Origin of the sequence: Psychrobacter sp. P11G3, assembly GCF_001435845.1 — a bacterium.
Taxonomy (GTDB): Bacteria; Pseudomonadota; Gammaproteobacteria; order Pseudomonadales; family Moraxellaceae; genus Psychrobacter.
In genome coordinates this window covers 645,768-666,898 of the sequence record NZ_CM003596.1, presented here as the reverse complement: position 1 = coordinate 666,898, position 21,131 = coordinate 645,768, and the positions used below count along the sequence as shown (strand labels likewise).

At 36.0% G+C, this 21,131-nt stretch carries 13 protein-coding genes; 9 read left to right on the top strand and 4 right to left on the bottom strand.

Annotation, left to right across the window (positions count from 1 at the left end):
• Window positions 1-196 precede the first annotated feature (196 nt).
• On the bottom strand, window positions 197-925 hold the full coding sequence (locus AK824_RS02725; protein ID WP_156410674.1) for a hypothetical protein: 729 nt from the start codon (window positions 923-925) through the stop codon (window positions 197-199).
• On the bottom strand, window positions 831-7,142 hold the full coding sequence (locus tag AK824_RS02720; protein WP_057758602.1) for a P-loop domain-containing protein: 6,312 nt from the start codon (window positions 7,140-7,142) through the stop codon (window positions 831-833). The genes AK824_RS02725 and AK824_RS02720 overlap by 95 nt, the downstream gene beginning before the upstream one ends.
• Window positions 7,143-7,408: 266 nt before the next feature.
• Here AK824_RS02720 and AK824_RS02715 point away from each other — a divergent pair, with 266 nt between their 5' ends.
• The 4 genes from AK824_RS02715 to qatD are packed head-to-tail and all read left to right on the top strand — an operon-like array spanning window position 7,409 to window position 11,941.
• Window positions 7,409-9,166 carry a KAP family P-loop NTPase fold protein gene (locus AK824_RS02715; RefSeq protein ID WP_057758600.1) on the top strand — a complete coding sequence of 586 codons (1,758 nt, stop codon included), beginning with the start codon at window positions 7,409-7,411 and terminating at the stop codon, window positions 9,164-9,166.
• A gap of 2 nt (window positions 9,167-9,168) precedes the next feature.
• Window positions 9,169-9,918, top strand: a complete 750-nt coding sequence (locus AK824_RS02710) for a hypothetical protein (protein ID WP_057758598.1) — start codon at window positions 9,169-9,171, stop codon at window positions 9,916-9,918.
• On the top strand, window positions 9,915-11,213 hold the full coding sequence (qatC, locus tag AK824_RS02705) for a Qat anti-phage system QueC-like protein QatC (RefSeq protein WP_057758596.1): 1,299 nt from the start codon (window positions 9,915-9,917) through the stop codon (window positions 11,211-11,213). The genes AK824_RS02710 and qatC overlap by 4 nt, the downstream gene beginning before the upstream one ends.
• Window positions 11,210-11,941 (top strand): Qat anti-phage system TatD family nuclease QatD, encoded by a 732-nt coding sequence (qatD, locus tag AK824_RS02700; protein ID WP_057758594.1) that lies wholly within the window; start codon window positions 11,210-11,212, stop codon window positions 11,939-11,941. The genes qatC and qatD overlap by 4 nt, the downstream gene beginning before the upstream one ends.
• 464 nt (window positions 11,942-12,405) lie before the next feature.
• Here the strand turns inward: qatD and AK824_RS02690 are convergent, their stop codons facing one another.
• Both AK824_RS02690 and AK824_RS02685 read right to left on the bottom strand, forming a co-directional pair.
• Window positions 12,406-12,684, bottom strand: a complete 279-nt coding sequence (locus AK824_RS02690; protein WP_057758591.1) for a hypothetical protein — start codon at window positions 12,682-12,684, stop codon at window positions 12,406-12,408.
• Between the two features lie 225 nt (window positions 12,685-12,909).
• On the bottom strand, window positions 12,910-13,062 hold the full coding sequence (locus tag AK824_RS02685; protein ID WP_244656560.1) for a helix-turn-helix domain-containing protein: 153 nt from the start codon (window positions 13,060-13,062) through the stop codon (window positions 12,910-12,912).
• Between the two features lie 193 nt (window positions 13,063-13,255).
• On the opposite strand from AK824_RS02685, the gene AK824_RS02680 reads away from it, so the two are divergent.
• The 5 genes from AK824_RS02680 to AK824_RS02660 all read left to right on the top strand — a co-directional run bounded on the left by AK824_RS02680 (window position 13,256) and on the right by AK824_RS02660 (window position 20,960).
• The gene (locus AK824_RS02680) at window positions 13,256-13,471 is read left to right on the top strand and encodes a hypothetical protein (protein WP_021813684.1); all 216 of its coding nucleotides are present in this window, start codon (window positions 13,256-13,258) and stop codon (window positions 13,469-13,471) included.
• 2 nt (window positions 13,472-13,473) lie between these two features.
• Window positions 13,474-14,649, top strand: coding sequence for a site-specific integrase (locus AK824_RS02675; RefSeq protein ID WP_057758589.1), 1,176 nt, complete (start codon window positions 13,474-13,476; stop codon window positions 14,647-14,649).
• A gap of 118 nt (window positions 14,650-14,767) precedes the next feature.
• Entirely contained in the window at window positions 14,768-17,305 is a 2,538-nt protein-coding gene (locus tag AK824_RS02670; RefSeq protein WP_057758587.1) for a hypothetical protein, read from the top strand.
• Window positions 17,305-20,370: a site-specific integrase gene (locus AK824_RS02665; protein ID WP_057758585.1), complete on the top strand. Its 3,066-nt coding sequence runs from the start codon at window positions 17,305-17,307 to the stop codon at window positions 20,368-20,370. The genes AK824_RS02670 and AK824_RS02665 overlap by 1 nt, the downstream gene beginning before the upstream one ends.
• The gene (locus AK824_RS02660; protein WP_057758583.1) at window positions 20,367-20,960 is read left to right on the top strand and encodes a hypothetical protein; all 594 of its coding nucleotides are present in this window, start codon (window positions 20,367-20,369) and stop codon (window positions 20,958-20,960) included. The genes AK824_RS02665 and AK824_RS02660 overlap by 4 nt, the downstream gene beginning before the upstream one ends.
• Window positions 20,961-21,131: the final 171 nt, after the last annotated feature.

Genomic DNA, 21,131 nt, shown 5'->3' with positions numbered 1-21,131 from the left:
AACGGTGACCATTTTGTGACCAAGGTTGTTGAAAATTGGTTGTGGTAACGGAGCCCTATAATTTATGCTTATTGACAAGTTCAGTAGCTTAAAATTTAAGAATCAAACTCAGTTCGAGATAAAAAATAAAAACGTCCTATCAGTTCATCCGTAATCATTTTTTTAGTTTGAATACAAAATGGTATGGCCTACAATTTCAAAGGTTCGTGACTGATTGGTTCTTTCCCAAGTCAGATATTTCATCCTCAATAGCCCCCATAATACTTTCACTTAATGATTTAAACTCTTTCATAGTTGCAAGCTTACCTCTCAAAGACTCTATTTTATCTTGGTTTGTTATCGACTCATCTTCATCTGGATAAAGAAACTTAAATTTGATAACAGGGTCTTCTAAAAGCTGGCTTATTTCAGTGAGCCAATTCTTGGTATCTTCATCTATAGTTTCTTTGATAGCTTGATTAATACAAAAATAGATAAGAATACGTGCATTCTTATCTAAAACCTTCGTCATCTTAAGCCAACTATTCAAATCGTTTCCATCCTTACCTGAAGATAACTGGGCAAATGGGTTAGATAAGTATCTATTATTTTGATTACTAGGATTTAGCGAATTCAATGTTTCTAAAACGGGCTCAAGATTTTCAAATGGGCGTTTACCATCAGGAAATGAAGAATGTCTTTCCCAAAGTTTAAGTATAGTGTCAAAGCACTCTTGCTTAGTATCCTCATTATCAGTTTGTTCAGCTAATAATATTTTTTCAGCAATATAGTTACACATCCATGCTGTTATTTCGTCAACTTCATCGTCTTTAAAATTATTAATTAATCGCTTACCTAAGTTGATAACGCTTTGTTGCGTCTCTAAGCTTTCCATCTGCAGATAAGAAGAAGGTTTTGCTATAGGGTGGGATATATCCAATGTCATCGTCTTTGCTCCGAATATTATATGAGTCTTTATATGTTCTTTTGATATTCACTTGAATAGCAATTTCTACATTCATTTTCTTACATATTAGAGTTAATAAATCTAGGGACGCTAATGCCTGATTACCATTCCTCATATAATCGTCATTATGACTTGGCTTATCTTCGCTCCAACATCTGCTTTGTAAACATACCCTATCATCAAGTTGCCAGTCTTTCATATCATTGCTATAAGTACAATGAATTACCTCTTTAATAGAGGAATGTAGTTTAAATTGCTGTATCCTTCTGACACCACCAAGAAATGGATCCATAGAGCCAACACCGTACCTTTCCTCATCTAACTCAAGTAGTTTTACTGCTATAAACACTTTGTCGTCATGTTCATTATCAATCGAGCAAAAGTCATAGAGGAAGCATTCGTGGACATAGTTCTCGTGATTGATAGTCGTGTTTAATAAGGACTGACTGAAACGATTGGGTACTAATATACTTTTGAATGAGACCCGTTCGATTCTACTATTTTCAACCTCTTCCCATTCACCTTCTACATTCAACCAAGTGCTATTACCTTGAGTGCTAACCAGCAAATCAATAAAATCATTCTCTTTTATTTGCCATTGCCATTCTTTATTAGCATTTTCAAGCACCCAGTCTCTTCTCTCGATAGGCATGTAATCTCTGTTTTCTGATAACAATTTGAGATTATCATCTAGTAATAAATGCCTATCTAACCACTCTAACCAAGATGATTTTTCGTGATAGCTGACCTGAACAACTGGCATAGCTTTAATCAATTTTGAAGCTACCGCAAACATCAAATGATAAGAGATATAAAAACTATAACTATCAATATCCGGATAACTACCATCTCTACCATGCATATCATACTGACGTGAATGGCTGTTTAGCTTTTTCCACAGATTTTTCCTGCTATCGTTTATCCACTTGCCATCAAGCACCATACCCCATTCATTAAATAAAACATCCTTTGCTACGTCTTTTATTTGTTTTAATGAAATTCCAAATACTCTACCGAGCGGTGGAAGCCACGATTTATCAAAATCATATCCAAAATAGAATTCAGGTAAGTCATTGAAATTTTGGTTTTGATGCCAAGGTGAATCGGCAGAATAGCTATATTCTTCACCAGTAATAGCGGAGATTTGAGAAACAGCTATTTGATTAATATGATTAAAAGTGGATTCATCAAAACTGTTGGGGATACTTCCATAAATTTGCAAGCATATTTGTTTGGCATAATACTGAAATAGAATGCCTTTGCTGTCATCAAGGGCTATGGCGACAAACTCTTCTTTGTGTTTTAGTAAAGGAGTTGCACTAATATGAACACAGCGAGTTAGAGCAACTAGTAAATATAATTTTGCATGTAATGCATAAAAGTCATAGGCTGGTGGAATGAAAATATCTAACACACCGTTAGATAGACAGTCCATCAGTAAGTCTATTTCCTCATAACATTTCAATTGATATAATCGTATTACTGCATGTACAGCTCGCCAGCGCTCCTCTACAAAAGGGGACCCCAAGTTTGCATAGATATAATTAACTATTGCTTGCTCTATGCTGGTAGGTAATAAAAACTCATCCTTCCATGCCCCGTCTGCATATGCTGAATCGATGTACCTCTCAAAACGACAGAGACCGAAATCTACCAAGTCTTTAGCTTCTGCAACAGTTAGTTGTGATGCATAATAACGCGCAAACTGGAAAAGTGAACCTGCGTCTTCAACCAATCCAGTTTCAGACAAACCCTTCGTTGCTCCTAAACGAATAGCTTCTTGAGAAGCCTCGTTGAGAATAAAGCAATCTAAGTACTTTGGATCATATCTATTATTTAAAGTAAAACTACTAGGGAATCTTGAAGCTAGGTGACTTATCAACACAGACCAGTGATTAAATAAAGCGGGGCGAGTTTTCCATTGTTCGGGCATTGCTTCGAAAGCGTCCTTAATACCATGAAAGCTCAATTCTTCTGAGTTAACAACTATATCTAAAAAAACTAATGACTTTCTAGAGCTTACCTGTTCAAAGCAGCCTTGCCAAAAATAATCATCATACTGTCTAGACCTTCTATTGTCTTTAAAAGTAATAAAAGCTTCTCTAAAGCCATTTTTTGTTAGAATATCTACATGGCCATAGCATTTTAGCCAGTTCTGAGTTTTTTCGCTGTTATCTTTCTTTTTAGCGAGATTAACAATAGGCACTATATTAGAAACACTTTCCTTATCAACCCCGACTAATCTTTCTAAATTATTTAATTCATTATTGCTTAAATTGTACTGGCTCGCTATATTTTCGATGGTCTTCCAATCTCTACCAACACGGCCCTTCACTCTTAAATCTCTAATCACATGATCAAGCATAGTATGCTGAATCTGCTTATCAGGCATAATAGCAGCGATCTTATCGAAAAAATCTACCAAACTACTATCAAAACTGAATGCTGTGAATGCCCATAAGATAACCGGATTAACCTCTCTAATATCTAGAACACCATTTACGAGGTTTGAAATACCGCGCCATCCAACATCACGCTCTTTCCATCTGTTTGCTATTGCCAACATTGTTAAAGGCGATATCTTTAAGCAAGTAGAGAATATTTGTCTCTCATCCCAATAGTTTTGTCCTGTATCAGAATCACCAATTAGCTCTGCCACACACATATAACGATGGGCAAGCTTTGGACTATATAGTTTGTCTTCAACGCTACGTTGGGCTATAGCAGATATTGCTTCCCATCGATCGACCACTTCATTACCAAAATTTGTAGCTTTTTTTAATCCTGTATCAAAATAGACGGCAGCATTTTCTAGATCAATAGCCAAAATAGATCTAGAAAAATTTAAATAGTTATCAGAATGAGATTCTGGCGATTCTTCGTGATCAAATTTGTGCAATATCTGCTCTAATTTGTTTTCAAATATATCAACTAATTCACTAAGTTTAGGATGATGGCAACTAGCTCTGACAAAATAAAAATTATCTTTAAAACTACATTTAATTGAATCACTTTTCACTTGCTTAATGAATATATCTACTATTGATTGTTCTTTACTAAATAATAGAATATCGAATTTGACATTGGTCGCTAAATAAGCTTTAGGATCATAGTCTTGATAGCGATCAGAATGTTGTTTAATAAAAGTCTCTGTAGTTTGTCCTATAAAACCTACACTAGTAATATCTGCTCCAACAAGTGTTTTTACCCTTAAAGTATACAGTGGTAAAAACTCATTGATTAGAGCACAGCTATCTTTAAACTCCTTTTCTGACTCGTAGCCTTTTTTATTATCCCTTTGAAAGCATTTTTTGATAAAGGCTTCATGATCTATCTTAAAGCTATTTTGAAAACTTGCTTGTAAGGATAAAAAACGTAAGAAATTCTCTACTTCGTCCCCATGAGCTCTTATTTCTGAAAGAGCATATAAATATGGTAGTTTATAATAGTAATTTAGTCCTCTTCGAATATTTTTTACAAATAGCTTCTGAATAAGGCAAGCTTCAAAGAATGATAGGAAGGTATGATTAGAATAAGAAGCTCTGTGATAGCTATATTCACTAGATACTTCAAGTCGTGTTTTAGGATTAATAACGATATTAAGACACCGTGTCAGACATTCCCGTGGTGGTGTTATACCTACTTGCATAAGTACTTCAGTCGCTGCAAGCACAAAGCTAGCGTTATCTTTTCCATAAACTGCCATTTGAGCTACAGTAGCAATATCACCTCTATCAATTAACCTTTTAAGAAACCGTAAACCTATACGATAAATCGTCTCTGGTGGTTTCCACCCCACAATAAAATCCACACTATCCTTGCTTCCAAAAATATTAAAATGTGCTGAAGCAAGCTCTACAATATCAATATCTTCAAGCTCTTCATCAAAGAAGTCATCGTGCTCTTTGTTATTGCTATCTCTTTTTTCGAAATAACGGTGCAGAAAGTGTTCAGCAGAACGCAGGTAAACTGTAGCCTGTCCTTTTGAATCAGGTAAGCTTGCGAGTAATGACGCCGAATACACTAACTCAGAACCTTGCCATTTTCCTCTTATCACCTTTTTGTGGGCTAGCTCCGTTATTCTGCCTTCTGATAGGTTTTGAGTGACTAAATCAATATTATTTTTGAATACTTCATTTTGCCGTTCATTAGTAGCAATTTCTTCACCCGCTAATAATGCGAGTTTAGTAGCGTCATGAATACGATTAACTTTTAACGAGGCTTTAAAAGCATATTGTAGACGTGTGATCTTAATTAGGCTCTTATCGTATGGACTGCCTTCAGGTAGGTATTTATCAGACAGTGCCAATGCCACTAATTCATCATACCTTCCGGACTTATGAAGTAATACGGGTAAAGCTTCAGCGATATACGGGCTGATGGTATCAAGTTGCTTGATAGCATCTACATAGTTTGATATTTGAGCATTGGTTGCACTAAAGTTATCCTGAAACCATTTTTCAGTAGGCTCGTCCCGAAACTGAACAGCGTGGTCTGTCAGCCATAAAGGACGCCCTAAATCTGCTACAAAGCTTTTTACTAAGTCCACTGGAACCTGTGCAATAGTGGCTAATACGGATAAAGGAATAAAAGGTGGTAATGTTGCCAGTCCTATACAAATGCTATCGATGTCCTGTCTATAAACTAACGGGAATTTGTCTTTCAAATCGCTCATAGCTTCTTTTAATTGTCTTTCTATTAAGTCCTCAACAGTTATGATTGCCGAGTTAAAAGATAAGAGTAATTCATGTAATGACTCATACCGTAAAGCCAATGCATTGGCTTGCACTCGAGGGTTACCCCCTGTCAAACTATTAAACTCTTCTACTTGTGCTATATCTACATCAGCATAATATTGTTGAAGGTTTTTTAGCGTTTCTTTAGTAGTAAAGGATGATAGCTCTAGTGGTACGATAGAGCTTGGTGGATCAAGTAGCTCCAGCCTTTCAGGCCTACAGGTAAAAATTAACCGACAGTTATCTGGCACATCTTCCTTTAAAAGCTGATTAGCAAAGCAACTTTCATTGAACTCATCTGCCGCCATCATAGCGTTGTCCACAGCATCAAATACGATTACCAGTAATGCTTGAGGATGATCGGCTGTTAAGTTACTGCAGACTTCATTTATCCTGTCTAGAAACTGAAGAATCCAATGTTCATCAGGCTCATTTCTAGTGGGAATAATTTGTAGACAATACCCAGCTTTGGCTAATTCATTAATAACCTGCGTCATTGCATCTTTGACAGTATGGCGTTTCTCGCTAGTTTTACGATAACCACCGTTGCCAAAGCAATCATAAGCAATCACTATGTTAGGCATAGGTAAAATATTAACTAAATTACTGCTTAGAATTGACTTGCCTACACCCCCTGATGCCGTGATGATAGTATGAGTAGTAGTAGATTGAATACTATTAATTATGGCATCTTGCTGTTGCCGAGGAACATAATTATTTGGAAGGGCTTCAAATTTTGGCGGAGCAGGAAATAAGTCATTAATATCAGTAATATTAAACGCTTCAAGAATGTTCTCTTTTTTTACTATATTTCTCTTATTCGGTTCTAAACGCTCCCAAACTGTTGCTACCAACAAACGCTCCATATCAGTAACGTTCTTTGATATCCAAATTCTAGATAGCTCTTCATGAATATCTTGCTTTTGTACGTTAAAATTGCCTTCGATATCATGTAAGTTAAGATGTGAACAAAAATCTTTCAATTTTGTTTCACTAAGCTTGGTATATCTTTTTATAGTGTTGACGAATGCTTTATCTGCTGGAATGCCATGGGCAAGACTACTAATATTTTTTTTAAAGTTAGGACATATTTTTCTATTGGTTGTTACAGTGAATTTATAGCTTTGAAAATGATTACTATTTACGGAGTCCACATATCTTTGGGAAAACCCAATAATAGTGTCTCTCAGGTCAGATATCTTAAAGTCTTCATCGGCTCTAACAGTAGAGTGTTTCAACTGAAAGTATTCTACCGACTTTTCACCATTAGCTGACTCCCTATACTCGGCCAAATCAACAACATTTTCACCACCCTGACTATAATCGTCAGAGCCTTCTATCGTAATATGAGTCAAATCCGTATCGAAATCTAATAGCTTTAAGCAGCGTTTGACAGCCCAGCGATAATGAAATATATCACCAGCTCTTGAAAAGTTAATCGATGTTGCATTCTGATTCATAGGAAATGGTTCGTTTAATGTAATAGTTAAAACAATTTAAGAGGTATTTCATGATTTGCAGATTACTATTTCAATTTAAATATACCAATACCTCACAAAAATTGATAGGTACAAGCCATCTCATACGTCAAGTACTGTCGCATCTAGCTAAATCAAAACTAAAAAATATCTAATAACACTCAAAAACTACCATATTCATTCAATTTTAGATATACACAATAGTTTATAATTATTGTTTATAAAATTATATAAATGAGATAAAAAATATGTGGTCTGACGTTGAATCAAGTGAAGATTATCTTAATTTTGGTGAAGTATCGGATCTTGCGGTTGATATTTTATCTGCTAAAAATATGCTTCCTATTTCAATTGGAATTTTCGGTAACTGGGGAGCGGGAAAGTCTTCGCTTCTCAAGCTTATTGAAACTAAACTTGAAGATGACGAGCAGGATTATATCGTAATAAATTTTGATGCATGGCTTTATCAAGGTTTCGATGATGCAAGAGCCGCCCTTCTAGAAGTAATAGCTACAAGACTTTTAGAAGAAGCTGAAGGAGATAAAGACTTAGTAGAGAAAGGTAAAGGTTTACTTAAGCGAGTGAATATTTTTAGAGTATTAGGGCTAGCTGCAGAAGGTGCTGCACTATTTGCTGGTGTTCCTACAGCAGGACTTCTTGCGAGAGGAGTTAATGCTATTAGTAATGCAACCGATGGAGTTCAAGACGAGGATGAGTATACAGAAGGTCGTGCTGTAGTAGCGGATGTGAAAAATGAGTTTGATAAAACGATAAAACCTAAAGAAGCTAAAACTCCTCCTCAACAAATCCATGCTTTTAGAACAGAATATGAAGAAATATTAGATGCATTGAATAAGCCTGTTGTTATTATTATTGATAATTTAGATCGCTGTTTGCCTGCTAATGCAATCCACACACTTGAAGCTATTCGATTGTTTTTGTTCCTTAAAAACACAGCTTTTATAATTGCTGCTGATGAAGAAATGATTAAATCTTCAGTTGCTGAGCATTTCAAAGGCAGTTCAGATAGACACCAGCTTGATTACATAGATAAACTCATTCAAGTGCCTATCCGCGTGCCCAAAGCTGGTATGAGAGAGATTCGTTCTTACTTATTTATGCTATATGCTATTGAAGCTGGAATCGACTCTACTGAACTAAGTAATCTTAGACAGGGATTAGAAGCTGCTCTACAACAGTCTTGGAAAGATGATCCTATCACTAGAAATGATGCATTAGCTCTGCTCGGATTTACTGAGGATAACGAGTTAGCAAAATCATTTGAACGAGCAGACCGTATTGCTCCAATATTAGCTAACTCACCAATTATTCATGGAAACCCAAGAACTGTAAAAAGATTGCTAAATGTAATAAAAATGCGTGTTAAAACTGCGCAGCGGCGTGACATGCCGATTAACGAAGCTATTATTACTAAACTAGTAATATTCGAAAGATGTGCTGGAGCAGCTGCAACTAAGGAATTCTATAGTGCAATTGATAAAGAGAAAGGTAAACCTAATTTTCTTAAAGCTTTAGAAGACAAAAATGAATCAGTATCTCTACCAGAGTCACTAAATCAACGACGCGATTTCATTAACGAGTGGTGTTTACTTGAGCCTAAGCTAAGTGAAATCGATCTAAGACCAGCAATTTATTTATCTCGTGAGACTATACCACTAGGTAGTTATGTAACTGGTTTGTCTCCAATAGGTAGAGTCGCATTAGAATCTTTAAGTAAGACTAAGAAAGTATCATCTCCAGCTGCTAAGAAAAGTCTAGAAGAGCTTGTAATAGAAGAGCAGGTTCCCGTTATGGAAGGCCTTATTAGTCATTTAAGAAATGTTTCTGATTGGAATGCGCAGCCAGAAGGATTCGCAGGAGCTTTTATACTTGCAGAATACTCTTCAGAAGCTGCAAAAGTTTTTGTTAGATATTTAAATGGGCTAAATGAAAATCCGCCTTGGATGAACATGATGTTGAAAAGTCAATCTTGGTATAAGGAATAATAATGGGAACTTCACAATCTAGTCCAGGTCCAAGCGGCAACTCACCACTAGTACCTCCTTGGGCTGATGATAGTCCTGACCAAATTCTTCCTGAACCATCAGATCGTCGATATGTTGGATACAGACAAGCCTTAGGTAGAGCAGTTTCCAATGGAAGTCGTTCTGACTTAAGAATAGCGATAGGACATTACGCAAGAAAATCTAATGGACGTAATGAAACGGCAGTAAGACGCATGGGCAGCGCAACTCAGGCTGGTACACAACTTTTTGGATTACTCATTGGAGGAGGTGGAACAACCGATTCGATAGTCGACTTGAATGGTTTGACTGGGCTTCCTTGTGATACTGCTATATCAATTATTACTCAAGCACTTTTAACAGACGATGGTGATTCTGAAAAAATTAGATCTGCTATGAATCAGGCTTTAGCAGAAGCCTTAGAGGGTATTGAAACCTTTGATCCTTTGAGTATTACTGATGATATCATCATCCATACTATGATCAATTATCTCTCGGAAGTTATATTTTTACAAATGATGATGGACTCAAACAAAGCGTTTGATAAAGCAGAGACTCCTACCCAAGCTATTAACATGGAGAATATGCTTAATGATTTAGTTTGTGTAACTGTAGATTTGCATATGGCTAATAAATTTCCAAGCAATATTCAGTCAATTAGCCAAGCTCAAATAAAAGATATTCAAAGACAAACAATTAAAGATGTTTGGACTGAATGGGAGAATTACGTATGACAGAATTAGTGTTTCATCATGATTGGCATCAACTCCCTATAGCTAACGACTCACTAATACCTGTTCAATTATACGGAATTGATGGAAAGCATTCTCGTAGTGATATTGGTGTAATAGGCAATCCAATTATTGACAAAATTCAGCGCCTAGGTGTTCAAATAAGTAATAAGGCAATAGATTTTTTATCAATTGCCTTAGCTGTTACTGCTGCTGATACGTTTGTATTACGTTCAGAAAGTGCAGACGGATGGACACGGCAGCTCTCACTCACAATTCCGCTTTGTGAGCCAGAAAATTGGATACATCTAAAAGAGGATTTAGAGAGAGCCTTACATTTTTTAAGTGGAGATATGTGGAGTGTAAATCTTACAGGAGGTGGCTATGAACCTCCTATTCCCCATGGTAAAAGATTTAAGCTGGTTAAACTAGATGGACTTGACTGCGTAAGTTTATTCTCAGGAGGATTAGATTCAGCTATTGGGGTAATAGGTTTACTCAGTGATGGGAATAAGCCGTTGTTAGTTAGTCATGCTTATAAAGGCGATAAATCTCATCAAGAAGACATAAACCAAATTCTGTCGGGCGAGTACTCACGTTTTGAAGTAAACGCATATCCTCTTAGTGCCAATGGTGAAACAGATATAACGATGCGCACTCGCAGTATAAACTTTTTAGCTTTTGCAGTTGTGGGAGCAAGCGCTCTACAGCAAAGTAACAGTTTACAGAATGTTGATTTATACGTACCTGAAAATGGGTTTATTTCCCTAAATGCGCCTCTTACACCTAGACGTATTGGTACGTTAAGTACAAGAACAACCCATCCTCACTTTATTAAAAGTATTCAGAGTATTTTTGATCAAGTTGGTATTGAATGTACTATCATTAACCCCTATCAGTTCAAAACTAAGGGTCAAATGGTTTTGGAATGTCAAGATAGAACGCTACTTGCAAACTTAGTAAATAAAACAGTCTCTTGTAGCCATTGGAAACGTAAGAATCAACAGTGTGGAACTTGTGTGCCTTGTATTATTCGTAAAGCATCTCTGCACACAGGAGGTATTCAAGAAAATATAACTTATTTTAAAACACTTACTAATGCACTATCTGATCCTGACCATCGGGATGATGTTATGGCGATGTTAATTGCTGTAGCACAAAAAGAGCGTAAGAATATTAGCACTTGGGTTCTAAATAGTGGGCCTTTACCTGAAAACGAGCTAGCAGATTATAAGACTGTGTTTACTCAAGGTCTTAATGAAGTTAAGCTATATTTCGAATCAGAAGGTATTTTATGAAGATAGATATGCATTGTCATTTGGATCTATATCAAAACCCATTTGAAGTAGCTAAAGAATGTGACGATAAAGGCATATATTTATTATCAGTAACTACGACTCCCAAAGCATGGGAAGGAACCAAATTATTAGCACATGGCAGTTCTCGTATTAGAACAGCTTTGGGGCTACATCCCCAACTTGCTCATCATCGAGCACACGAAATTGAGCTTTTCGATGCTCTACTACCTGAAGCTAAGTATATCGGTGAGATTGGTCTTGATGGAGGAACTAACTTCAAAAAGCATTGGGACATTCAGTTGAAAGTTTTTCGCCATATCCTAAAGAGTTCGCACAATTCTGGTGGTCGGATTATGAGTATTCATAGTATAAAGAGTGCCTCTGAAGTTCTAGATGAGTTAAAAAGCATTGATGGCATTCCTTTACTTCACTGGTTTACAGGTACTCAAGGACAGCTTAAAAGAGCGATTAATATGGGTTGTTGGTTCACCGTTGGTCCTGCAATGCTTAATACTAAAAAAGGGCAAGCTTTGGTATCAATGATGCCAAAAGATCGGATTCTTACTGAAACGGATGGCCCGTTTGCAAAGTTTAATAGAAAGTCTCTAATGCCATGGGATAGTGATATTGCTACTAAGCAGTTATCTGAATTGTGGCACATACCTGTTGCCTTAGTTCGTGAACAGTTAGAAATGAATCTAAAACATCTAGTAAAGCTTAATCATTAATCAGAGCAAGCCTCAACTCTTCCCCCTCGTTTCGATATATCTATAAATAAATCACATTTGCAAAAAAACCAGAGAGCATTAGCAATCTGGTTATCAAGTACATTTCAAATTGTTACCTGCCAACTGTAAGCTGCCCGCCAGAAAAACTAATACATGATTCGCAGAACCAAGATGATTGTTTTCTGATATAAGGTATATCCGCTGGTACATCAAGTTGATAAGGCCGTCCACAGTACTCACAGTGCACATCATCTAAGTAAGCTTGGCACTCCGCTAATACACCAAACAAAATATGATAATCAACACTATACTGTCTACAGAGCGTTTCTATATGCTCTACATACCGTCCATCATGCCCGTATGCCCAATAGTCTTCACATAGTTGTATGTCGGACTGATCTGCATTGGCGCTAAAAATAAGTTTTAAGCTCATGGTTATCTCCAAACCAAATAGTTAACGTTGATCACAACGAATAAGGAATATCGTAGTGATTCATAATGTCCAAAAATTTGGTCTCAAGATTCGTTAATGCATAATGATTTAGCGCTAACCCCTCATTGAGCTCACGTTGAACCCATATCCTAACCGCTTCATCATTGTAGAAAAGGGGGTTAACGCCTAGCATTCTTGCTAACTGCGAGCCCTGTTGTATTTGCAGGTTTACCATAAGCTTGGTAGATAGCGATATCGCTTCGGCGCTTAACCAGATTGAAGCATGCGGTGACTTAATAAATGTGTTCATGTATAACCTCCTGTAGATTAATATTTCTTTCTGTTAGTCGTAATGACTTCCTACAGATTGAATTATACATACATTTTGAGCTGATGCAAATCAAAATGACCTTCTATAGAGCTTTTTATTACTTAATAGAACATTTAACTCATTTGAGAAACTATATTGCTGCGTATTATTTGGTGTAATAACTGATAAGCGCAGCACTATCTTGAATTTTAAAAGGAGGAAAGTTTATTCTTCTTCCTTAACTAGCTCATAAAGGTCGCCCACTTCAATATCCAAATATAAGCATAGCTTTTCTACTACCTCTAGATCCACTCTGGTCGCTTCTTCGTTATACATACGTGTGATTGTGCCTCTGTTGACATCTGTATCTCTAGACACATCGGCAATCTTAAGTCTTTTTTCGCCCATAATTCTAGATAAATTACATTTCACCATAACCTCCCCCATAATAAAATAACCTACTGTAGATAAAAATGTCTTGCAAAAGATGATTTTTAGTGTAAATTATGTTCTATAGCAGGTCATAAAGCTATTAGATAATAACACTTTAATCTTTAGTAAGGATTTTACTATGAGTTATACCTATTTAACAACCGAAGAGCTGTCACAACGTATTAAATATGACAGCAAGACAATACGCAATCAACTTAAGGATGCGGTATTCATTGAGGGCGTTCATTACATCAAACCATTTGGAGGTAGAAAAATTCTTTTCATATGGCAAAAGATTGAAGAGTTAATGCTGACAGGCTACGACGATAACATTCCATTTGCAGCGGGAGCGTAATCATGGCGAGTATCAATAGCCGTAATGGCAACCTATATGTAGATTTTCGATACATAGGCCAACGTTGTAGAGAGCAAACCTTACTGGCAGACACTAAGCCTAATCGAAAGCGTCTAGAAAATTTCGTTAGTAAAATGCAAGCAGAGATTCAATTAGGTAGTTTTCGATATGAAAACTATTTTCCACAGAGTAAAAAGCTTGAGCAGTTTCAAAGCTTAGAGCTCATGAGATCAACGAATAGCCATAAGGACTCAAGCTCAGGATTTGATTGCTTTAGCAGAGTTTGGTTAGAGGAAAAAAAACCGGAATGGCGGTGCTCTCAGATAACTAATGTAGAAAACATACTTAAGATTTATCTACTTCCCCATTTTGGCAATGTGCCACTAAATACCATAAACAAAGCTAAAATAATGGCTTTTCGGGGTAATCTAGTCAAGGAAGGAAATAGTGGACGACTTTTATCAGCATCTCGAATCAACCACATTATGACGCCATTACGTATGGTGATTACCGAAGCATCTGAGCGTTTTGATTTTGAGAACCCTTGGAAGAATATAAAGCCACTAAGTGTACCTAAAAGTAATGTTAGTCCTTTTACCTTAGAGGAAGTCATGCTCATCATTGACAACGTCAGAGTAGACTATAAGCCATATTTCACAGTACGGTTTTTTACAGGCATGCGTACAGGTGAAATTGACGGTTTACCGTGGAAAAATATTGACTTTGAACGTAGACAAATCGTTATTGATCAAGCAATTGTTGGAGGTGTTATAGGTGACACTAAAACTTCCGGCTCTAATCGTATTATCCACATGAATCAACTGGTTTACGATGCATTGATTGAGCAGCAGAGCTTCACTAAACATCGAAGTGAGTTTGTGTTTAGTACAAAAGCAGGTACTCCTTTGAGTCATCGCAATGTGACAAAGAGAGTTTGGTATCCGTTATTGCGATATCTGGAGCTTGATATACGTAATCCCTATCAAAGTAGACATACGGCTGCCACTCTTTGGCTTGCTGCAGGCGAGTCTCCTGAATGGATTGCTGCGCAAATGGGTCATAGCAGCACTACAATGTTATTCACAGTGTATTCACGTTATGTGCCCAATCTAACTCGTCAGGATGGGAGTGCTTTAGATAAGCTACTGATAGAGCGAGGTATAATACAAAATCCATGAAAATACCTATGTTTAACAAAAAGACATCCAAATAGATGTCTTTTTTCGATTTTAATGCTGGATGCTTTACATTAATGAAGCTACAGTTATTTGAATGACTTGTAACGGTAGCAGCATAATGGCTAATAAAGATAGTAACTCTACAAATATTAAGGATTGGTTGAAGCTAAATCTCCTTGATTTCGCTAATGGCAATGATCTTGAAATATTACTTATCGAGCTAAAATTTTTAAAAGATACCTTACCTGAGCAATTTAGATCAGAATTGAAAGATGAGTATCGAACATTGTCTGAATGGATAAAAACATTAGATGTGAATAGTAATTTGACGAAGACGCATGAATTACAGATATACGAAAATGGAATTGCTCATAAAGTATTTTTAGAAAATATTAGAAAGCCTCATCTGCATTTAAAAGATCTCTATCTAATTACCTTTTTAATCCATCGAGCAGACTCGTCTAAAATAAATACTATCCGTGCTGTCTACTTTTTTCTATGTTTAAGGATGGTTGAGTTAACTGACTATGATAGTCGAATTGAAACTACGCTCGATGAATGCAGATTTTTAACGAACAAAACTCGTGAATTTTTAGTTCCGTTTTTACCTGATGTAACAGAATTGAAAAGCCTAAAGGATATTGAGGAGTTTCTTATTAATGCTCAACAAAACGATAGCTACACTAGATGGCTTGATGAGCGGCCCCTAACTTTTGATTTTGAAATACAGAAGTACAAGAATAGATTATTAAGTAAAGAGACATCTCTATCATCTGTTGAAGCTCAATTTGAAATCAATGAACGTATAGCTAAATACCTTTACGAATATATCTTACCAATCGAAAACTATTTCAAAAATGACTCCGGCATTACTCGCGTGACGACTGAGACTCATAAGATTATAAGTATCTTACAGGATAAAGATGATATCACTGGCAATACTGTTAGCGATCTCACCTACATATCAGAAAATGCTAGCGAAGCAAATGGATTTGAAGACCAAGAACGCCAAGACGATGAAGAGCAATCGTTTGAGCAGGTTAATTTCGAGCAACCTACAAACTACTATCTAGATAAAATCAGAGCTGAACAACAAGTTAACTGTAGACATCAACGGACTTTAAGTCAGGTAACTGATGTAAATGTTGCACATGCTGATGAAGTACAGATTTTAGTCACATATTTACTCAATAGTCTGATGAGTTTAGATATCAGAAGTATAAATGCTGACAACAATGATGAACAAGGTACTTTAAACATTGAATATGATCTAGACCATCAAACTTCTTTATATCTACTAATAATTTTATTGACAGGTAGATCTGAACTACTTATCTCAGAAGATTTGAGGGAGAGTTATTTATGCTATCGGTATCCACTAGAGTTTGCACCTACTCGTAGTAAAGTTCAAGAAAACTGGGATTCTAAACTATGCGCAGATAATACATCTACTCTCAATCTTTTCTACCCTATTGCAGTTGGCAATATATATTCTCATCTTTTACGTAACATAAGCACAAAGGTTTTGGAGGAGGTCAAACAAAAGGCCAGTGAGGCTCTAAAGGCTATAAATAAGAAGAGCAAAACTAGATTAACTTTTAATAAAGTTAAGAACTATTTAGAACACTACCTCATACAGAGTGGTCGAGATCAAGCTTTAGTTAATGTTCTAATTAGCAAACCAATACACCATTCTTCAGCACTTCCTTACTTTAATGTTAGCCAGCTAGATTTATTCTTATGCCAATATGATTTTAATGATCATTTGTATGATATAGCATTTAATACAGTCAGCGATGAATCCAAATGTAATGAAGAATATCAATTTTTTGAATTACCTGACGAAAGAGTTACAGGATATTGGGATAAACAAATAGGTAGTGTTTTAGCCATAAGAGAAAGCCGCTTAACATCTATAGTTAGCGATTTAATCACTCAGATCAATTCTGCCCTTTGGGATAAAAAAACTCTCAATCCTAGATCTATAGTTGACCTACATAATATTTTTACTGATTATTTATATGTTCTGCTCTCGGTCTCAAGCGGTTATCGTCCCGTACGTGAACCTTTTGGTAGGCTTGTAGATATAGATGTTAGAACTAAAAAATATTTTATTAGCGACAAGGAAAACCGTCAACATACTCGAGGCAGATATATTTATCTACCTGATATAGCAAATCAACAGATTGAGCAGTACATCAAGTATTTAAAGAGTAATGCCTTTATTTTAAATAGTCTGGGTAATAGTCTAGGTGATATTTACTCAGATATTCTTGACAGTAATATTGGCCTTATTACTTATCTAAAGCTGGATGAAAAAACTAACACTATTACTGAAGTTAGTCTTACCAAAACATTTATTCACGGAAGACTGTCTAAAATTTTAGATCTCCCATCAAACTGGCATCGTCACTTTATACGATCTTATAAAAGCCTAGAAGTTGGAATCTTTTCTGCTAAGCCTAACTCATCATTATCTAATAGCTTCGGTCACGATGTAATTGGCGCTTGGATGGGTCACGCTGATGAGCTTGGTTTTGACTACTACGATAAGCACAGTGGACTTAGAAGGAGCGAGTTGCGCCGATTCTCTGATGAGCTTAATGGAATAATTAAATATAACGGCTTTAAAGTCATAAGTTTGGAGACTAGATAATGGCTCAGCGTAAATCAGCTATTGACCAGCGTTCAGAAAATAGACATAAGGAAACCTCGAAGCGTAAAAACTTATCCAAACGACTGGTCAAAGAGTCTATAGATTTTGACCAAATTATTGCCTCAAGTGATCCTCAAACAATATTTAATGCTATGTGGGAGCAGCTTGATAAGAGATTATCAGAAAACAAACACTTTCAGGGCTATCTTAGTTATGTAGAAGGATATAACGAAGCAGTAAACTGCTGTCAAAACTATATTGAAGATAAGGACATTGCTATTGGCTTTCCAAAGCTTATCGTTACCTCATACCGTCCAAAGTCCTTTAGAAATAAAGTGACCTTTTCTGAAAAAAAGCAAATATTAGATTTTTATTTATATTGGATGGATAGTATAGCTAGCAAAGCTTACGAGATTACTATCACAGATTTGATGCTATCACTGATTTTCCACAGTGCTATATTGAGAAAGCCAGTATTGCAAACGATTATATCTTGCATCAGTGACAAATCATTAACTATAGAAAGCATATTTGAACTGCCTGTAGTAACTCTCATTATTGACGACAATAGCTATCATACTAATACTTATAGCAATTCAAAAGCGGTGCATGAGGTAAAAGTCTTTTTATCGCCATTAACGAGCTATTTGATCAAGCTCTATGTCAAAGGGAATGAAACTAGAAAATTAAAGTCTAGTACTGATGTTCAAAATCTTTATCAAATGTTAAAGATGACAAAATCTCTTAGCCAAAATCACCTATCTATGACTTTAGAAGAGTTTTTGATAGGTGCGGTCTATGTTTTAGAAGATTATCTATTTTTAGATCTGCCAGAACATACTTGGTATCTACTACTTGGTTTGGAGACGACATATGGCCTGTCAATAGCTAACTGGCAGTCTTTAATCTTTAGCATATCTCATAAGCCCACTACTAAGATAGCTATTAACATTGAGTGTCACAAAGATGTCGCAGTGGAACCTAAAAAAGGCAATCCTACCATTACCGTTGAGATTGCAAAGCTATTGAAAACGACTAAAGATGGAAAAACCTCAATGGCTAGATTCACAATTGGTCTCAAGCAGCTATATGAACGTTTATTAACGAACAACGCTCCTTTGAGTGAGCTTGCAATCGTAGGTTGGTTACTGACGAAAACAGTGACTAGTAAAAAGGTAAGCAGCATGCGGACTCATAGCGGTGGTATTACGAATCGCTGGTTATCATTAACTCAAGGTGTTGCATTTGAGGATCATACTGAAGAGGATTATATTCAACTTTATAGCGAACTTATCGAACTTGGTAAGTCTAAAGACGCTCAAAATGCTATTGCCACTAATATTGATGAGATACATGCATATTTAGTTAATCATCATGGCATTGAACCTATTGCACCTTTTTCATCTACCAAGCGAGCGCATCATAGGACAGGCTATCTTTCAGAAACCATGTTTCAGGCTATTCTTAATAATGCTGACAATCTTGAAATGACTAAGGATGAAATAGAAGCGGTGAAGCTCGCTTTGATTTTAGGGCAGCGCTGTGGACTCAGGATAGGTGAAATAGTTAAGATTAGATTAAAAGATGTGGCTATAACTTCAGCTTATCTAGAAGTGCGTAATAATAAATATGGTAATAATAAAACGAGTTCTGCCTTAAGACGGACATTGTTAGAACAACTTTTAACAAATTCAGAAATGTCGTTTTTCAAGAGAGTCGAGCTTAGGCGTAGTAAAAGTAAAGGGGATACCTTAATCGCTAATCAAGCTGGTATGGCTTATCGTGCCAGTGATTTATCAAAAACCATATCTCAGTTAATTAAAACTACAACAGGACTTTCTCATCTCACGACCCATCATTTAAGACATAGCTTCTTAACTAATTTTCAATTAATGTCATTTTTGTATGATAAAGCTAATGCTTTTAATGGGCATCAATGCTCTCAAACTTTAAAAGACTTATTACCTTATGACGAAGACAAGTCTTGTAAAATATTGGCTTATATTGAGACATCCCTACAATACAAAAAAATATATGCCTTAGCTGGAGTAGCTGGACATGCCAGTCCTAGCACTACTTTTGACTCTTATGTGCATTTGACTGACATTCAGATTGGATTGCTACTTTGGCACATGGATTACCAGTTGACGGCTAAACACTATAAATTACTAAGCGTTCCTAGACGTAGGGAAAAGCTGTTAGGTGCTACACCTACTGCAATTAATTATTATTTGCTTAACAAGCTCAAACTTAAACCACTGCCTAAACCAAAACATAGTGAACTACTAAAGACAGAAGATAAAACATCTACAAAGCCAAAAAGATATTCATTCGATGAAGTCCGTCAGACTCTTGAGGTACATGATAAGGAAGAAGATTTCAAGGAAAAAATGGATATTTATAAGCTTGATCAAAATACTTTTGAAATATGGCTTAATAACGCTCAGCAGTTGCAAGATCACCCTTCTTTTAAAACCATACATGGTAATTCAAGATTATTCGCGCCTGATGATAATATGAGCTTATTACCGGTATTCGACAGGTATGTCGAAGATAACAACATACTCATGCAGATGACCAATAAATTTCGTGACTTATATAAGATAGAAAAAAGACGAGAATCTATGCTTCAGTTTATAGCGCATACGCTTATGAACTCCCAATACCATAAAAATCATATTAGTTTTGATCAAGCATTAGATCTATATAGCTATATACAAGTATTAGGACAACTAGTCTTTAAAAAAAATATTAATTTAAAAATATACCATTATGCACAAGCTAGCGATGATGATAAAGAGCAATGGAAGCCTGTGATGAAATTACTTGCCTCATCTCAAATAAAAAAGTGCAATGTAGCTGATAAATTAAACGGCAAGATATACAAAAAGCAGATCCGTGCTGAATTATCACTATCTAGCCAAACTGAGCAGACTAGGCTTAATAATAGAGAGAAATCAAATCTCCCAATCAAGCAATGGACCGTTAGAACTTTACAAATTTTCTGTCATTACGCTTTCATTATGATAGGGCAAAGAATTAATTTAGGAGATCACAAGCCATGAATCTGTCAGCAAAGTCTATCAGCATTAATAGTAGCACTAAAATTAGTCTTCATCCGTTGGCTAGCCAACTAACTAAGCTAATAGTGAAAGCCTACTTAAGTGGTGGTCAAGAAGCCTATATTAAATCTATGCAGACTAAGTTTGATTGTTATAACAGTTTACCTATTCATAATGTATCGTTAGTAAATAAGGATGTGAATGAGTATTTACTCATTGGTGGTTGTTTTTCACCTGTATTTAACCTCAAAGATATTAATAACAACAATACTATTTTCTTAAGTTATAAAACCTCTAAAAAAGACTCTAAGCCTGAGCATAAGAAACAAGTTAAGAAAGAATTTGATCAGGATGTGATTGACTTTATATACATGGACTTTATCCGAGCAATATCAATACTCTCGTTAGCTAAACCTGGGCTTATGTATCCAAGCCTTAAAACAATAATGCAAGAGTATAAAAGTCAGATATGGAGTGAAATATTCAATAGGGAATCAAAAACCCCAAAAGATTACATTTTATTAAATAACGTCGCCGATCTGCTTGATACAACACGTGGCACATTGAATAGTCATACTAAACTAAAGAAGTAGCGGTTAATTCTTTCCGCTATGCCTGATTAGAAACAGAGCTATCTCACTAAGCTTAGAGTAACAAGCTAGACAACCTTAATCCTCGAATTGGAACACAAGCGATCTAATGCGAGGACTTATTCAGGATTGGATAGCGATATATCTACTTCTAGGAGTCATTAAAGAGATGAT

Bases quoted from the DNA above. Each gene is read 5' to 3' on its own strand.
- AK824_RS02725 (WP_156410674.1), bottom strand. From the start codon at position 925: ATGACATTGGATATATCCCACCCTATAGCAAAACCTTCTTCTTATCTG.
- AK824_RS02720 (WP_057758602.1), bottom strand. From the start codon at position 7,142: ATGAATCAGAATGCAACATCGATTAACTTTTCAAGAGCTGGTGATATA.
- AK824_RS02715 (WP_057758600.1), top strand. From the start codon at position 7,409: ATGTGGTCTGACGTTGAATCAAGTGAAGATTATCTTAATTTTGGTGAA.
- AK824_RS02710 (WP_057758598.1), top strand. From the start codon at position 9,169: ATGGGAACTTCACAATCTAGTCCAGGTCCAAGCGGCAACTCACCACTA.
- qatC (WP_057758596.1), top strand. From the start codon at position 9,915: ATGACAGAATTAGTGTTTCATCATGATTGGCATCAACTCCCTATAGCT.
- qatD (WP_057758594.1), top strand. From the start codon at position 11,210: ATGAAGATAGATATGCATTGTCATTTGGATCTATATCAAAACCCATTT.
- AK824_RS02690 (WP_057758591.1), bottom strand. From the start codon at position 12,684: ATGAACACATTTATTAAGTCACCGCATGCTTCAATCTGGTTAAGCGCC.
- AK824_RS02680 (WP_021813684.1), top strand. From the start codon at position 13,256: ATGAGTTATACCTATTTAACAACCGAAGAGCTGTCACAACGTATTAAA.
- AK824_RS02675 (WP_057758589.1), top strand. From the start codon at position 13,474: ATGGCGAGTATCAATAGCCGTAATGGCAACCTATATGTAGATTTTCGA.
- AK824_RS02670 (WP_057758587.1), top strand. From the start codon at position 14,768: ATGGCTAATAAAGATAGTAACTCTACAAATATTAAGGATTGGTTGAAG.
- AK824_RS02665 (WP_057758585.1), top strand. From the start codon at position 17,305: ATGGCTCAGCGTAAATCAGCTATTGACCAGCGTTCAGAAAATAGACAT.
- AK824_RS02660 (WP_057758583.1), top strand. From the start codon at position 20,367: ATGAATCTGTCAGCAAAGTCTATCAGCATTAATAGTAGCACTAAAATT.